Genomic DNA, 15,311 nt, shown 5'->3' on the forward strand with positions numbered 1-15,311 from the left:
GGATGGGAATATCATGCCTTGCTTTCGAAAGCGAGGCGAAGATTTTCATCCGCCGACCCTGGTTGTCAACGCGCCCAAGGAAGTATTGGCACACGGCCAAGCCAAAGCTGAAATCCCTTCAGTCTAAACACGTGACCCTTTCGGGTTTTTCCGAGGGGTATCCCTCGATCCGGTGTGGACACGGAGTAGTGCCCCTCGGCGACCGCGAAGTGCGACGATGGTGATCTTGATGCGGCATCCGGGCCGCACAGCCTCCCGAAAGAGTGAAGATCGCGCCACGATTGGTTACTCCGCAGAGATCACGCGATTGGGTGACGGAAGGGGCTGTCTGGTGCCCTTCCGGGGAACGGTCTCACTCGGCGCGGGCGAAGGAGAGGGTCTCGCCCTCGACCCCGCGGAGCCAGAGGTCCTGGGCGGCGGCCGCCATTTCCGGCAGGCCCTCCACGATCGTGGCGAAAACATTTCCGGGAACCCAGCCCGCGTCGCCGTTGATGAGCAGATTGTTCCGGCCGTAGAAAATGGCGAGATCGGTCGCGCCGCCGGTGTCGTGCGCGGCACTCGTTTCCTCGTATCCGTACGCCGGATTTCCGATTTCCCACGCTTCGAATCCGAAGTAGACCACGTCACCGGGGATGGGGGTGACGGTCGGGTTCTCCCGGCCGGGCGCCGGGTCGGCGAACGGGGGCACGAGCGTGTACACCTCGTTGCGGGCGTACTTCGCGTGATACGCCGAGCCGCTCTGCGGCAGCGCGTCCCAGACCGCCTGGCAGGTGCGGGGCGCGTCCCGGTCCAGCAGGACCGCCCGGCAGGACACCCCGCGCTTGTCGAGGCTGATGGTGAGGTAGCGGGCCATGGCCTTCCTTCAGGCCGTCGGGTTACTCGTCACGGCGGCGACGGTCTCGCTCCACAGGCCCAGCGCCTCGTCCACCTGTTCGGCGGTGACCACCAGCGGCGGGATCATCCGGACGACGTTGGAGTACGCGCCGCAGGTCAGCATCAGCAGGCCGCGCCGGGCCGCCTCCTGCTGCGCGGCCTGCGCCAGTGCGGTGGCAGGCTCGCCGTCCGCGGTGGTGAACTCGGAGCCGACCATCAGGCCCAGCCCGCGGACGTCGCCGATCTCCGGGGTCTTGTCGCCGATCAGGCGGGCGCCTTCGAGCAGTTGCGCGCCTCGTGCGGCCGCGTTGGCGACGAGGCCCTCCTCCTCGATCACGTCGAGCGTGGCCAGGGCCGCCGCGCAGGAAACCGCGTTGCCGCCGTAGGTCCCGCCCTGCGAGCCGGGGAAGGCCTTCGCCATCAGTTCGGCCGAGGCGGCGATGCCGGACAGCGGGAAGCCGCTGGCCAGGCCCTTCGCGATCAGCACGACGTCGGGGTGGGTGCCGAAGTGCTGGTGCCCCCAGTACTTCCCGGTGCGGCCGAAGCCGGTCTGGATCTCGTCCACCACGAGCAGGATCCCGTGCCGGTCGGCCCGTTCCCGCAGCCCGGTCAGGAACTCGGTGTTCGCGGGGACGTAGCCGCCCTCGCCGAGGACGGGCTCGACGAAGAAGGCGGCGGTCTCGCCGGGCGCGCTGACCGTCGCGAAGAGGTAGTCGAGTTCCCGCAGTGCGAAGCGTGTCGCGGTCTGCTCGTCCCAGCCGTAGTGGTAGGCGTACGGGAACGGGGCCACGTGGACGCCGCCCATCAGCGGCGAGATGCCCGCGCTGAACCGGGTGCCCGAGGTGGTCATGGTCGCGGCGGCGACCGTGCGGCCGTGGAAACCGCCCTGGAAGACGATCACGTTGGGGCGCCGGGTGGCCTGGCGGGACAGCCGGAGGGCGGCTTCGACCGCCTCGCTGCCGGAGTTGGCGAAGAACAGCGAATCCAGCCCGGCGGGCAGTACCTCCCCGAGTCGTTCCACGAGTTCGAGGAGCGGCCGGTGCATCACCGTCGTGTACTGGCCGTGGACCAGCTTGCCGATCTGCTCCCGTGCCGCCGCGACCACCTTCGGGTGGCAGTGGCCCGTGCTGGTCACGCCGATACCCGCGGTGAAGTCGAGATGACGGCGGCCCTCGACGTCGTAGAGACAGGCACCTTCTCCGTGGTCGACGACGACGGGGGTGGCTTGCTTGAGTAGAGGGGAGAGCTGGGCCATCGAAGCGGCTCCTCGTTGTAGATTGTTGACAATATGCATAGCATGGCCCGGGAAACGGCGCAAACAGCGGGAGGAAGCGTGACCGAGACCAGCGTGGTCGAAGGCGTGGACAAGGAGTTGTTCATCGGGGGCAAGTGGGTCGCCGCGACCGGCGGGCGCACCTTCCCGGTCACCGACCCCGCCACCGGGCGGGTGCTGTGTGAAGTCGCCGACGCGAGCCCCGCCGACGGGATGGCCGCGCTCGACGCGGCCGCCGCGGCACAGGCCGAGTGGGCGGCCACCGCGCCCCGCGAGCGCAGCGAAATCCTGCGCCGCGCCTACGAACTGCTCAACGCGCGCACCGAAGAACTCGCGCTGCTGATGACCCTGGAGATGGGCAAGCCGCTGCCCGAGGCGCGGGGCGAAATCGCCTATGCCGCCGAGTTCTTCCGCTGGTTTTCCGAAGAGGCGGTCCGCATCGACGGCGGCTACCAGGTCGCGCCCAACGGCCAGGGCCGGTTCCTGGTCACCAGGCAGCCGGTCGGGGTGACCCTGCTGATCACACCGTGGAACTTCCCGATGGCCATGGGCGGCCGCAAGATCGGCCCGGCGATCGCGGCGGGCTGCACCATGGTGATCAAGCCCGCCGAGCAGACCCCGCTGTCCATGCTCGCGCTGGCGGCGATCCTCGCCGAGGCCGGACTGCCCGCCGGTGTGCTCAACGTCGTGACCACCACCGACCCGGGCGGCGTGATGGAGCCGCTCATCCGCGACGGCCGGGCCCGCAAGCTGTCCTTCACCGGGTCCACCGCCGTCGGGCGCAAACTGCTGGAACAGTGCGCGGACAAGGTGCTGCGCACCTCGATGGAACTCGGCGGGAACGCGCCGTTCCTGGTGTTCGACGACGCCGACCTCGACGTCGCGGTGGAAGGGGCGATGCTGGCCAAGATGCGCAACATCGGCGAGGCCTGCACCGCCGCGAACCGGTTCTACGTGCAGCGCGGGGTGGCCGGCGAGTTCGCGCGGCGGCTCACCGAGCGGATGGCCGCGCTGCCGATGGGCCGGGGGACGGAACCCGGTGTCGTGGTGGGCCCGCTGATCGACGCCGATGCCGTGGCGAAGGTGTCGGCACTGGTTCAGGACGCGGCCAACCGCGGCGCGAAGGTCCTGACCGGAGGGTCCACAGTGGACGGCCCGGGGCATTTCTACCGCGCCACCGTGCTCACCGACGTCCCTCGCGACGCCCGCATGGCCACCGAGGAGATCTTCGGCCCGGTCGCGCCGATCACCGTGTTCGACACCGAGGACGAGGCCGTCGAGGCCGCCAACGACACCGAATTCGGGCTGGTGAGCTACGTGTTCACCAATGATCTCAAGCGCGCGCTGCGCGTGTCGGAACGCCTGGAGTCCGGGATGGTCGGGCTGAACCAGGGCATCGTGTCGAACCCGGCCGCGCCCTTCGGCGGGGTCAAGCAGTCGGGGCTGGGCCGCGAGGGCGGCAGCGTGGGCATCGACGAGTTTCTCGAGATCAAGTACATCGCGGTGGCACTGTGACCGCCGCGGTGGACGTGCCCCAGCGGGACTACCGCATCGCGAGCATCCCCGGTGACGGCATCGGTGTCGACGTCGTCGCCGAGGCTCGCAAGGTGCTCGACCGGGCCGCGGCGCGGTACGGATTCGGTCTGGAGTGGACGGAGTTCGACTGGAGCTGTGAGCGCTACTCCCGGACCGGCACGATGATGCCCGAGGACGGCATCGAGCGGCTTTCGGTGTTCGACGCGATCTTCCTCGGCGCGGTGGGCTTTCCCGGCGTACCCGACCATGTTTCCCTGTGGGGCCTGCTGATCCCGGTCCGCCGGGCCTTCGCGCAGTACGTGAACCTTCGCCCGGTGCGGCTGCTGCCCGGGACGTCTTCGGTGCTCAAGGACCGGACCGCCGAAGAACTGGACATGGTCATCGTCCGGGAAAACTCCGAAGGGGAGTACTCCGAGCTGGGTGGCAGGCACGGTTCCGGGCATCCGGGGGAGTTCGCGCTGCAGGAATCGGTGTTCACCAGGGTCGGGGTGGAGCGGATCATCCGCTACGCCTTCGAACTGGCCGGAACCCGCTCGGGCAGGCTGGTGTCGGCGACGAAGTCCAACGGCATCATCCACACGATGCCGTTCTGGGACGAGATCTTCGCCGAGGTCGCCGCGGACTACCCGGAGGTCGGCGCCGAACAGTGCCATATCGACGCGCTCGCGGCGCGCATGGTGCAGCACCCCGACCGGATCGACGTCGTGGTGGGCTCGAACCTGTTCGGCGACATCCTCAGCGACCTCGCCGCGGCGATCACCGGCGGCCTGGGCATGGCGCCGTCGGGCAACATCAACCCGCCGGGCGAGTACCCGTCGATGTTCGAGGCGGTGCACGGCAGCGCACCGGACATCGCGGGGAAGGGCATCGCCAACCCGGTCGCGCAGATCCTGGCCGGGGCGATGATGCTGGAGCACCTCGGGGAGCACGCCGCGGCGCGGGCCGTGTCCGGTGCGGTGGAGACGGCCCTCGCCGCCGGGGAGGCCGCCACCCCCGACTTCGGCGGCCACGCCACCACCACCGAGTCGGGCACGGCCATCGCCGAGGCCGTCGGCTGACTCCGGGCCGGTTCCGCCGCCGCGGGCGACCGGCTCAGGCCAGGCGGTCGGGGAGCGGGGCGAGGGTGTAGTTGTTCCAGACGTAGCTGTCCATCTGGTGCTGGTCGGCGGAAAGGTTGACCACCCGGTCGATCTTGCCCTCCGCGTTGAAGTGCCACACCAGCGCCCACAGGGTGTCGACCTTGCCGACGCCTTCGGTGGTCCAGCCGCGGTGGATGTCGACCACGTACTCGTCGTTGGCCTCCAGGAACAGCGGATCGGCCTGGAAGCCGGCCTTGCCCAGCTCGGTGAAGAAGGCCGCGACCTCCTCCACGCCTCTCTTCGTGCCGGACAGCGGGTGGTGGCCCGGGATGGTCCACTCGACGTCGTCGGTCAGCACGGCCCGCATGGCCGGGAGGTCGTAGGTCGCGTAGGCGGCGAAGAACCGGGTGATGCTGTCGATCTTCGCGGTCTTGTCGCTCATGGGTCTCGTCCTCGGGTCGTCGTTCCTGCTTGCCAAACCAATACTGGGTGACCTCCGCGGTAAGCGTCCAATACCTGCATCCATAACCTGGCGGCATGGACGTCGACACCCGGTTGCTGCGCTGTTTCACCGTCGTCGCCGAGGAAGGCCACCTGACCAGGGCGGCAGGGCGGTTGTTCGTCTCCCAGCCGGCACTGACCAAGCAGATCAAGCAGCTGGAGAGCCAGCTGGGAGTCGCGCTGTTCACCCGCTCCCGGTCCGGCATGACGCTCACCGAGGCCGGACGCAGCCTGGCGGAGCGGGCACCGGCAGTGCTGGAGGCGTGGGATGTGGCGCTTCGCGAGGCCCGCAGTGCGTCCAGCCGGAGCGCGCATGTGCTGCGGGTCGGGTTCGTGGCCAGCGCCGCCAACGAGAACACGCAGGCGATCGTGGGAACGTTTGCCCGCGGTCGTCCTGGCTGGCGGGTGGAGATGCGCCAGACCGACTGGGCCGATCCCACCGCGGGGCTGGCCGACGGGCTGGTGGACGTCGCGCTGCTGAGACTGCCGTTTCCCGGACAGGACCGGCTGCGGGTGGAGGTTTTGCTCACCGAGCCGCGTTGGGTCGGTCTGCCCAGCTCGCACCCACTGGCCGAACTCGCCGAGATCCCGTTCCGGCGGTTGTGGGACGAGCCGTTCATCGCCACCCCGCCGGAGTCGGGCTGGTGGCGCGACTACTGGCTGGCCACCGAAGAACGAGAGGGCCACGAGGTCCGCATCGGCGCCGTGGCCCGCAATCCGGACGAGTGGCTGGCGGCCATCGCCAACGGGTATGGCGTCAGCCTCACCCCGGAGGCCACCGCCCGCTTCTACCAGCGTCCCGGAGTGACCTACCGGCCCGTCACCGACGTCAGCCCCAGCCAGGTCGGGGTCGCGTGGGCGGCCGCCGACGACGACAACCAGGTCGTCGGAGATTTCGTCCGCGCCTGTCTTCTGCACCGCTCGTCGCCCTGAACCGAGCATCGGGCACCGGCAGACGCGGCTCTATCCCTGGGGAAGGAGGGTGGTGCCGGGGGCGAGGCGATGGAGCGCGTCCTCCATGTGGGCGGCGAGCAGCGAGACGGCGGTCTCCTGGTCGCCGGAGCGGATGGCCTCGGCGATCCGCTTGTGTTCGGTGACGCGCTCCTCGTCGCTGCTGTAGGTCGAGCGCAGCGCGGACAGGCACATGCGGGTCTCGATCAGCAGCGTGCGCGACATGCGGGCGAGGCGCTTGCTGCCGGACTCGGCCACCAGCACCTCGTGGAACCGCAGATCGGCCTCGGTCACCGCCGCGGGATCCTCGCCGCCGGCGGCGTCCGCCATCTCGCGCACCGCTTCGGCCAGCCGGTCGGCCGCCGCCTCGCGGTCGCCTTGCAGGACGCGGATCAGCGCGGCCCGTTCGACGGCGAGGCGCGCCGAGTAGATGTCGTGGATGTCGTCCGGTTCGAGTTCGATCACGAACAGCCCGCGGTGGCGGATGCTGCGCAGCAGACCCTCCGAGACCAGCCGCTGCATCGCCTCCCGCAGCGGGCCGCGCGACACCTGGAACTGCGCGGCCAGATCGGTCTCGCCGAGCTGCGCGCCCGGCGGGAGCGAGCCGTTCATGATCGCCTCGCGCAGCTGGCGCGCGATGATCGCGGCCGTGGATTCCCGGCTCACCGGCTCGATTTCGGCTAACGGCGTCAGCGGCATCGGAACAGCGCCCCCAGTTCGTCGGACTCGGGGGTTTCGCCCACGAGTCGCAGTCCTTCCCAGATGGTGACCTGATTGGCGGTGAGCACCGGCTTGCCGAGAAGTTCCTCGATGGTGTTCACCACGCCCAGTGTGCGCATCGCGGTGTCGGGGATGAGCACCGCCTCCGCTTCCGGGTGGTCGTTGCCCACCGCGAGTGCGACGACGGCCTCCGGGGAGAGCCTGCCAACCTCGGCCGCGGTGTCGATGTCCTCGCTGGCCATCGCGACGATCTCGATCCCCGCGGCGGCGAGGAAGGCCACGAACAGTTCCGCGACGTCGGCGGGGTAGCTCGCCGCGACGGCGACGCGCGTCAGCCCGAGGTGGGCCGCCGCGTTGGTGAAGGCGAACGACGTGCTCGACGCGGGCCTGCCCGCGGCGGCGGCCAGCTTGTCGACCTGGTCGCGGGCCCCGTCCCAGCGGTAGACGAAGCTGCCGCTGGTGCACGCCCACACCACCGCGTCCGGTTCGTGCCGGGCGTGCCGCGCGGCGCCCTCGGCCAGCCGCCGCTCGCTGCCGAGGTCGAGCAGCTCGGGTACCGCGTGCAGGTCGGTGCCGTAGATGTGTTCCACGGGCAGCGAATACCGCCCGCCGAAGAGCGCTTCGGCGAACGGGTAGTCGTCTTCGGCCGCGTGGTCCGGGTAGATGAATCCGACGGTCGGCATGGCGCACCTCTTCACGGTCGGTTGGGGCACGGTCATGACACCTCGCGGAGCCACCTGCCGGGCCCGACGACCGGGAGCGCCATCCGGCGCAGGCAGGCCCACATGGTGAGCTGGTTGGCGGTCAGTACCGGTTTCCCGAGAGCCCTTTCGAGCGGCTCGATCAGGTCGTAGGTCGCCAGGTTGGTGCAGCTGACGAAGATCGCTTCGGCGTCGGGGTGGTCGGCGCTGATGATCCGTTCGGCGATGGTGCGGTAGCTGACCTTCCAGATCCCGTTGCCCAGCCCGAGGAACTCGCTCGAAAGCGTCTCCACGTCGAGTTCCGCCAGGAAGTCCCGGAGCCTGCCGGTGAGGTCCGCGTCGTAGGGCGTGATCACCGAAACCCGGTGCACGTCGAGCTGCTGCAGCACCTCGGCGAGTGCGCCGGAGGTGGTGACCGCCTCCGGCGCGCCCGCGTCGCAGATGGTCTTACGCAGCGAACGCTCGTAGTCGACGCCCTTGACGAAACTGCCGGAGGTGCACAGGTAGGCGACGACCTCGGGTTCGATGTGGAGCACGTCGCGGGTGGCGGCGGCGAGGTGGGCGCTGTTGCTCACCAGGCAGGCCATCTCCATGCTCACCGGAACCGGTTCGTACGGCGTGCGGGCGAGGTGCAGCGAGACCTCCGCCGGAACCCAGCGCCAGACCTCCCGGTCCAGCGCCATGTCGAACGGGGCGATCACCCCGATGCCCCGCTGCGCGAGCGGGCCGTCGAACGCAGAAAGATCCAAATCCAAGGCTTGGCTCCGAAGGTATGAAGGAAAGCCTCCGGGGTGAGTCCTCGGATTGTTGACAATCATACGACCGCCTCCTACCGTGTCAATGTGATCGGCACGGAAAGGCCGGTGCTGGCGGTGCTGTGTGGTGATCGGCAGCCCGCGTCGCTCCCAGCCATGCGGACCATCGAAACGACCGCCCTCGTCCGTTACACCGACGAAAAGGGGCTGGCGGACGCGCTGCGCGGAGCCGATGCGCTGTTCCTCTACGACTTCCTTTCCACCGCTCTCCGGCGCGCCTGGCCCGCGGCGGACCGGTTGCGCTGGGTGCATATCGCCAGTGCCGGGGTGGACCCGGTGATGTTTCCGGAACTGCGCGAAAGCGACGTCGTGCTCACCAATTCCCGGGGTGTCTTCGACGACTCGATCGCCGAATACGTCCTCGGCGTGATCATCGCCTTCGCCAAGGACCTGCCGCGCTCCCTCGAACTGCAACGGCGGCGAAGCTGGCAGCACCGGGAAACCGAGCGCGTGGCCGGTCGCCGCGCGCTGGTGGTGGGGACCGGGCCGATCGGCCGCGCGGTCGCGCGGATGCTGCGGGCCGTCGGCATGGCGGTCTCGGGCGCGGGACGGCGGGCCGCCAGTGGTGATCCGGACTTCGGCGAGGTCCACGCCTCGGCCGAACTCACGGCACACCTGCCCGGATACGACTACGTCATCGCGGTGGCGCCGCTGACCGAGCAGACCAAGGGGATGTTCGACGCGGCCGCGTTCGCGGCGATGGCCCCCGGCGCCCGGTTCGTCAACGTCGGGCGCGGGGAACTGGTGGTGACCGCCGACCTGGTGGCGGGACTGCGGGCGGGCAGGCCCGCCGCGGCGGCCCTCGACGTCTTCGAAACCGAACCGCTGCCCTCGGACAGTCCGTTGTGGACCATGCCGAACGTGCTGATCTCCCCGCACATGTCGGGTGATTTCGCCGGCTGGCGCGACACGCTGGTCGAGGTGTTCGCGGAGAACTTCCGGCGCTGGCACAGTGGCGGGCCACTGCTCAACGTGGTGGACAAACAGCTGGGATACGTGCCGTCGGGGCAGTGAGCAGGGCTACCGAGCCGGGCATTGAGGAGCATGATGACGAGCCTGTTGACGGCGAGCGAACTGGTCGCGGGTTACGCCAGCGGCGAGATCTCGCCGGTGGAAGCGACCGAGGCGGCCCTGCGGGCCATCGAAGAACGCGACGGCCGGTGCAACGCCTTCTGCCTGGTCGACCCGGAAGTAGCACTGGCGGGCGCGAAGGCCTCGGAAACCCGCTGGCGGGAAGGCCATCCCATCGGCTGGCTGGACGGCGTGCCCACCTCGATCAAGGACATGTTCCTGACCCAGGGCTGGCCGACCCTGCGGGGCTCCACCTGCATCGACCCCGACCAGCCGTGGGAGGTGGACAGCCCGGTCACCGCGCGGCTCCGCGAAAACGGCCTGGTGATGCTCGGCAAGACCACCACCCCCGAACTGGCCTGGAAGGGCGTCACGGACAGCCTGCTCACCGGCATCACGCGCAACCCGTGGAACCCGTCGCTGACCCCCGGCGGCTCCAGCGGCGGCAGCGCCGCGGCCGTCGCCGCCGCCATGGGTGAGCTGTCGGTGGGCACCGACGGTGGCGGTTCGGTCCGCATCCCCGCCGCCTTCTGCGGCATCGTCGGGCTCAAGCCGACGCACGGGCGCATCCCGCTGTACCCGGCGAGCCCGTTCGGCGCGCTGTCGCACGCCGGGCCGATGGCCCGTTCGGTGGACGACGTCGCGCTGCTGCTCGACGTGCTGGCGCTGCCCGACTACCGGGACCCGGCCGCGCTGCCCCCGCCCGCCGCCTCCTACCGCGAGGCCGTCCGCCGCGACGTGCAGGGCCTGATCGCCGCGTTCTCCCCGGACCTCGGCTACGCACGGGTCGATCCGGAGGTCGCCCAGGTAGTGCGCTCGGCCGTGAACGCGCTCGGTGAAGCGGGCCTGCGCATCGAGGAGACCGACCCCGGGTTCGGCGACCCCAAGGAAGCCTTCGACGTGCTGTGGTCCGCCGGGGCCGCGCAATGGCTCGACACCTTCCCTCCCGGCTGCGAGGAGAAGATCGACCCGGGCCTGCGGCGGGTCTGGGAACAGGGCAGGCGCCACTCCGCCGCGGACTACCTGCGGGCCACCGGGGAGCGGGCCGCGCTGGGCATCCTGATGGGTGAGTTCCACACGCGCTACGACGTGCTGATCACCCCGACCGTCGGCGTCAAGCCCTTCGAGGCGGGCCACGAGGTGCCGCCGGGCAGCGACCTGGCCGGCTGGCCGGAGTGGACCCCGTTCACCTACCCGTTCAACATGACCCAGCAGCCCGCGATCAGCGTGCCCGCCGGGCTCACCGCGGACGGACTCCCGGTCGGGCTGCAGATCGTCGGGCCCCGGCACTCCGACGACCTGGTCCTCGCGGTGGCGCGCCTGCTGGAGGAGGTCCGGCCCTGGCCCGCCTGCCCCATGGCGTCAGTGGCCTGAAAACGGTAGCGCGACTGTCCCGTTTGGACATTCTCAGGCGACGGCGTGCTCCAGTTCGACGAGGGCGGTGTCGAGGTGCAGCAGGAGCCGCTGCAGATGGGGGACGCTGCGGCGGCAGCCGGTGATGCCGAAGTCGAGGTGCTCGCCGTTGCTGGTGAGCGTGATGTTGAGCGCCTGCCCGTCCAGCAGCACCGAAGCCGGGTAGACGCCGTCGAGTTTCGCGCCGTTCCAGTACATCTGCTCGCGCGGGCCCGGCACGTTGGAGATCACCAGGTTGAACGGCGGGCGGGTGTGCGTGACCACCCCGGGCACGGTGGAGATGCCCAGTTGCGCGACGTTGATCCCGGACAGCAGCAGCGCCTGGACCGGCGTCAGTTCCCGGAAGATCCGCTTCGCCTCGCGCATCGACCGGTGGATGACGGCCAGCCGTTCCGCGGGGCTCGCCTTGTCGGTGCCCAGGTTCGCCAGCAGCGCACCGATCTGGTTGCCCGTCGAGGCCGACTCGGACTGCTGCTTCCGCATCGACACCGGCACCATCGCGATCAGCGGCGCGTCCGGCAGCGCCCGCTGTTCGATCAGGTAGTCCCGCAGGGCACCGGCGCACATCGCGAGCACCACATCGTTGCGCGAGGTACCGGACCGGGTCGCGATGTCCCGCACCCTCGCCAGGGGCCACGACTGGGCGGCGAAGCGGCGGGCGCCGCCGATCGGCACGTTGAACATCGTCTTCGGCGCCTGCGCGGGCAGTGTCAGCGTGTTCTCCCGGAACGCCTCCCTGGCCACCTTCAACGCGGCCGGTGCCAGCCCGGCGACCTGCCCGATCGCACTCCGCGCGGTGCCCAGCAGATCCAGCGGGCGGCGCGGGGACCGTTCGCGCGGCGGGCGCGGAGTACCCCATGGTGGTATGCAGTCGACCTTGTCCGGATCGGTGGTCAGCGTGCTCTGCAGATGCCGCAGCGCCGCCACGCCGTCCAGCAGCGCGTGGTGGATCTTGCTGTACATCGCGAACCGGTTGTCCGGCAGGCCCTCCACCAGGTGGATCTCCCACAGCGGGCGATGCCGGTCCAGCAGGGTGCTGTGCCAGCGGGAGGTCAACTCGAGCAGTTCGCGGATCCGGCCGGGCTGGGGCAGCGCCGAATGCCGGAAGTGGTAGTCGAGGTCGACGTGCTCGTCGTGCGTCCACGCCACGTACCCGGCGGTGTTGACCGGAGAGGCCGGGCGGCGCCGGAACAGTTCGGGGACGTCGTCCTGTTTCAACAGGTCCTCGCGCAGCGTGCGCAGGTAGTGCTCGTCCGCGCCTTCGGGCTTGCGGAAGAGTTGGAGCCCGCCGACGTGCATCGGGTGCTCACGGCTTTCGACCAGCAGGAACATCGAGTCGGTGAAGGGCATCAGTGCCATCGGTGACGCCATTGGTGACCACCTCTCGTGCCAGCCGCCGGGGCCCGAGTAAGTCTAGTGGTAGTCGTACCCCGTGGGTGCCCTTTCATGCGAACGTATCCCGTGAGCTCCACAGTGGATGGTGTCAGCGCAGGCGGGAGCGGGCGGTGGGCGCCAGCCGAAGGTGACGCGGCGGTGCGCTCAGCCGCCCGCGCAGTTCGGGCAGGATGCCTGCCCGCCATCCCGGCGATTCGGCGAGCCGCCGCCGGTGTTCCTCGCGATGGTCTTCATTGGCGAACACGGTGAGCCAGAGGAACACGTTCTCCCCGGTCCTCACCGGTAGGGCGGGGAAGGTGTTCGCCGCCCGTTCGGTCCGCAGGCAGACGATCGGCGAGGCGCCGGTCGCCGCCAGTGCCGGGTGGACCTTCTCCTCGAAGAAGCGGACGAAATCCTCGTCCACCGCGGTGCCGAGGTGGCACAGTGTGATCGTCACGCGGGAACCGGGCGGCGTGGTCACCCCGATGGGCGGACGCCCGGCCCCGGGCGGTACCAGTGGACCGGGTCGCGAGGGCCGTAGCAGCAGGACGTCGCTCGAGTCCTTCATCGTGGCGTTGGCGGCCGAGCGGTTGGCCCTCCAGGCGTCGCCGTGCAGGTAGAAGGCCGTGAGGGACTCCCGGCGTGCGGCCATGCTCGGGAAGCCGCGCAACCACACGAACCGGTCAGGGTCGTCTTCGTCGCGGAACTGGCCGAGCACCGCCATCCCGGCACTTTCCTGCGGTTCGACCAGCTCACGGTCGAAGAGTTCGATGAGCTCGTCCCGTTCGCCCGGATGGAGGGTGTACTGCCGGAGTTCGATGACGTTCACGATGGTCACCCGTCGAGGATGCCGACCGGCGTCACCGGGGACGAGTGTCAGAGTTGCCGCTGTGCGCAAAATTCGTGACATAGTCTGCGATATGCGTACCGGCCCGGTGGCCTTGGCCCTGATCGACGACATGCCGCTGTTCGAACTGGCCATCGCGTTCGAAGTGTTCGGATCGGCCAGGCCCGACCTCGCCGATCCCTGGTACGAACTGTGGTCGTGCGCGGCGAACCCGGCAGGCATCCGGGGTGAGTTCGGCTGCAGGCACCCGGCCGATCGGGACCTCGGCGCACTGGCCGAGGCCCGCACCGTGGTCGTGCCCGCGTTGCCCTATGCCTGCGTTCAGTCGGACGAGCCGATCCCGGCGGAACTCGTCGAAGCGGTACGAGCGGCGAGTGAGGCCGGCGCTCGCATCGTTTCACTGTGCACCGGGGCCTTCGTCCTTGCCGCCGCCGGTCTCCTGGACGGCAGGCGGGCGGCGACCCACTGGATGTACGCCGAGACTCTCACCGTCCGCCACCCACGAGTGCGTGTGGACTCCTCGGTGCTCTACTGCGACGACGGCGATGTCCTCACCAGCGCCGGGCGCAGCGCGGGCATCGACCTGTGCCTGCACGTGATACGCGGCGATCTCGGCGCCCGGGTCGCCAATGAGGTGGCCCGCCGCATGGTGCTGCCCGCCCACCGCACCGGAGGGCAGGCGCAGTACGTCGTGCGGACCGTCCCGGAACCGGGAAACGACGGACTGGGCCCCCTGCTGCAGTGGGCGATCGAGCATCTGGACCAGCCGCTGACCGTCGACGACCTGGCCTGCCGCGGCGCGATGGGGACCCGCACGCTGAACCGCCGGTTCCACGCGGCCACGGGCACCACCCCGTTGCAATGGCTGCGCACCCAGCGCCTGCTGCGCGCCCGGGACCTGCTGGAAACCACCGACCTGCCGGTTGATGCGGTCGGCAGGCGAAGCGGACTGGGTTCCGCGGCGAACCTGCGGCGCCACTTCGCCCTCCACTTCGGGGTGAGTCCGAGCGAATACCGGCGTGCCTTCCGGGCCACCGGCGCCTGACACCCGCGGCCTGTTCCTCCCGCCTAGCGGCACGCGGCGTGGCTAGGGTGGCGGGTATGGCTGTTCCGACGGACCCGGAAACGGGCGAGTTCGTACGCTCGCCCAACCATTTCGCCGCCCGCATCACGGCCGACGGGCGGGACGGCTGGCCGGTGGAATCCGGCCGGTACCGGCTGGTGGTGAGCCGCGCCTGCCCGTGGGCCAGCCGGGGCCTGGTCGTGCGCCGCCTGCTCGGGCTGGAGCGGCACCTTTCGGTCGCCGTCGCCGATCCCATCCAGGACGAGCGGAGCTGGCGGTTCACCCTTGATCCGGGCGGCCGGGATCCCGTGCTGGGCATCGAATTCCTCGCCGAGGCCTATCACGCCGCGGAACCCGGTTACGACGGCGGGATCAGCGTCCCGGCGGTGGTCGACATCCCCACCGGCAGGCTCGTCACCAACGATTTTCCGCAGATCACCCTCGACCTCAACACCGAGTGGACCGCCTACCACCGCGCCGGGGCGCCCGATTTGTACCCCGAAGAACACCGGGACGAGATCGACGAGATCAACCGGCTGGTCTATCGCGACGTGAACGCCGCCGTGTACGAGGCAGGGTTCGCCACCAAACAGGCCGCGTACGAGGCCGCTTACTCACGCCTCTTCGCCCGGCTCGACGAGTTGGGCGACCGGCTGTCGCGACAGCGTTATCTCGTCGGCGACACCATCACCGAGGCCGACATCCGCCTGTTCACCACGCTGGTCCGCTTCGACGCGGTCTACCACGGGCATTTCAAGTGCAACCGGCAGAAGCTCAGCGAGATGCCGGTGCTGTGGGCCTACGCGCGCGACCTGTTCCAGACCCCTGGTTTCGGTGACACCGTCGACTTCGACCACATCAAGCGGCACTACTACCAGGTGCACGAGCAGATCAACCCCAGCGGAATCGTGCCGAAGGGACCCCGGCTGCGGGACTGGGCCACCCCGCACGGCCGTGCGGAACTCGGCGGCCGTCCCTTCGGCGACGGCACCGCGCCGCCGCCTCCGCCGCCCGAGGAGACCCTGCCGCCGCAGTGGTGAGCGGCCCGCCCGCCGGCGGCGCCCCGCGGCGGGGTCCCACCCACCCGGGCCCAC

General features: G+C 69.9%; 15 protein-coding genes. 7 read left to right on the top strand and 8 right to left on the bottom strand.

What is annotated here, in order from left to right; genetic code table 11:
* Positions 1–352 precede the first annotated feature (352 nt).
* The gene (locus tag ORV05_RS03210) at positions 353–853 is read right to left on the bottom strand and encodes a DUF3830 family protein (protein ID WP_268756957.1); all 501 of its coding nucleotides are present in this window, start codon (positions 851–853) and stop codon (positions 353–355) included.
* Between the two features lie 9 nt (positions 854–862).
* Positions 863–2,128, bottom strand: a complete 1,266-nt coding sequence (locus ORV05_RS03215) for an aspartate aminotransferase family protein (protein WP_268756958.1) — start codon at positions 2,126–2,128, stop codon at positions 863–865.
* A 42-nt stretch (positions 2,129–2,170) separates the two neighbouring features.
* Between ORV05_RS03215 and ORV05_RS03220 the strand changes: the two genes are divergently transcribed.
* Positions 2,171–3,661, top strand: coding sequence for an NAD-dependent succinate-semialdehyde dehydrogenase (locus tag ORV05_RS03220; protein WP_268756959.1), 1,491 nt, complete (start codon positions 2,171–2,173; stop codon positions 3,659–3,661).
* Positions 3,658–4,740 (top strand): tartrate dehydrogenase, encoded by a 1,083-nt coding sequence (locus ORV05_RS03225; RefSeq protein WP_407652677.1) that lies wholly within the window; start codon positions 3,658–3,660, stop codon positions 4,738–4,740. The genes ORV05_RS03220 and ORV05_RS03225 overlap by 4 nt, the downstream gene beginning before the upstream one ends.
* A gap of 34 nt (positions 4,741–4,774) precedes the next feature.
* On the opposite strand, the gene ORV05_RS03230 is transcribed toward ORV05_RS03225, so the two are convergent.
* Positions 4,775–5,203 (bottom strand): nuclear transport factor 2 family protein, encoded by a 429-nt coding sequence (locus tag ORV05_RS03230; RefSeq protein WP_268756960.1) that lies wholly within the window; start codon positions 5,201–5,203, stop codon positions 4,775–4,777.
* 95 nt (positions 5,204–5,298) lie between these two features.
* Here ORV05_RS03230 and ORV05_RS03235 point away from each other — a divergent pair, with 95 nt between their 5' ends.
* On the top strand, positions 5,299–6,195 hold the full coding sequence (locus tag ORV05_RS03235) for a LysR family transcriptional regulator (protein WP_268756961.1): 897 nt from the start codon (positions 5,299–5,301) through the stop codon (positions 6,193–6,195).
* Positions 6,196–6,225: 30 nt separating this feature from the next.
* Here ORV05_RS03235 and ORV05_RS03240 read toward each other — a convergent pair whose 3' ends face one another.
* The 3 genes from ORV05_RS03240 to ORV05_RS03250 are packed head-to-tail and all read right to left on the bottom strand — an operon-like array spanning position 6,226 to position 8,389.
* The gene (locus ORV05_RS03240; RefSeq protein WP_268756962.1) at positions 6,226–6,912 is read right to left on the bottom strand and encodes a GntR family transcriptional regulator; all 687 of its coding nucleotides are present in this window, start codon (positions 6,910–6,912) and stop codon (positions 6,226–6,228) included.
* The gene (locus ORV05_RS03245; RefSeq protein WP_268756963.1) at positions 6,903–7,616 is read right to left on the bottom strand and encodes a maleate cis-trans isomerase family protein; all 714 of its coding nucleotides are present in this window, start codon (positions 7,614–7,616) and stop codon (positions 6,903–6,905) included. The genes ORV05_RS03240 and ORV05_RS03245 overlap by 10 nt, the downstream gene beginning before the upstream one ends.
* A 32-nt stretch (positions 7,617–7,648) precedes the next feature.
* Positions 7,649–8,389, bottom strand: coding sequence for a maleate cis-trans isomerase family protein (locus ORV05_RS03250; protein ID WP_144586611.1), 741 nt, complete (start codon positions 8,387–8,389; stop codon positions 7,649–7,651).
* Positions 8,390–8,476: 87 nt separating this feature from the next.
* Here ORV05_RS03250 and ORV05_RS03255 point away from each other — a divergent pair, with 87 nt between their 5' ends.
* Together ORV05_RS03255 and ORV05_RS03260 are read left to right on the top strand one after the other, a co-directional pair.
* Positions 8,477–9,463 carry a D-2-hydroxyacid dehydrogenase gene (locus ORV05_RS03255; RefSeq protein ID WP_268756964.1) on the top strand — a complete coding sequence of 329 codons (987 nt, stop codon included), beginning with the start codon at positions 8,477–8,479 and terminating at the stop codon, positions 9,461–9,463.
* A gap of 30 nt (positions 9,464–9,493) precedes the next feature.
* Entirely contained in the window at positions 9,494–10,894 is a 1,401-nt protein-coding gene (locus ORV05_RS03260; RefSeq protein ID WP_268756965.1) for an amidase, read from the top strand.
* A gap of 33 nt (positions 10,895–10,927) precedes the next feature.
* On the opposite strand, the gene ORV05_RS03265 is transcribed toward ORV05_RS03260, so the two are convergent.
* Together ORV05_RS03265 and ORV05_RS03270 are read right to left on the bottom strand one after the other, a co-directional pair.
* Positions 10,928–12,292, bottom strand: a complete 1,365-nt coding sequence (locus ORV05_RS03265) for a WS/DGAT/MGAT family O-acyltransferase (protein ID WP_268759676.1) — start codon at positions 12,290–12,292, stop codon at positions 10,928–10,930.
* Positions 12,293–12,416: 124 nt separating this feature from the next.
* A complete protein-coding gene (locus ORV05_RS03270; RefSeq protein WP_268756966.1) occupies positions 12,417–13,145 on the bottom strand; it encodes an NIPSNAP family protein in 729 nt (242 codons plus the stop codon).
* Positions 13,146–13,227: 82 nt separating this feature from the next.
* Between ORV05_RS03270 and ORV05_RS03275 the strand changes: the two genes are divergently transcribed.
* Together ORV05_RS03275 and ORV05_RS03280 are read left to right on the top strand one after the other, a co-directional pair.
* A complete protein-coding gene (locus tag ORV05_RS03275) occupies positions 13,228–14,199 on the top strand; it encodes a helix-turn-helix domain-containing protein (RefSeq protein WP_268756967.1) in 972 nt (323 codons plus the stop codon).
* 56 nt (positions 14,200–14,255) lie between these two features.
* Positions 14,256–15,257 (top strand): glutathione S-transferase family protein, encoded by a 1,002-nt coding sequence (locus ORV05_RS03280; RefSeq protein ID WP_268756968.1) that lies wholly within the window; start codon positions 14,256–14,258, stop codon positions 15,255–15,257.
* The last annotated feature ends 54 nt before the right edge of the window (positions 15,258–15,311 follow it).

The sequence above is a fragment of the Amycolatopsis cynarae genome (genome assembly GCF_026802195.1).
In the GTDB taxonomy this organism is placed as follows: Bacteria; Actinomycetota; Actinomycetes; order Mycobacteriales; family Pseudonocardiaceae; genus Amycolatopsis_E; species Amycolatopsis_E rhizosphaerae.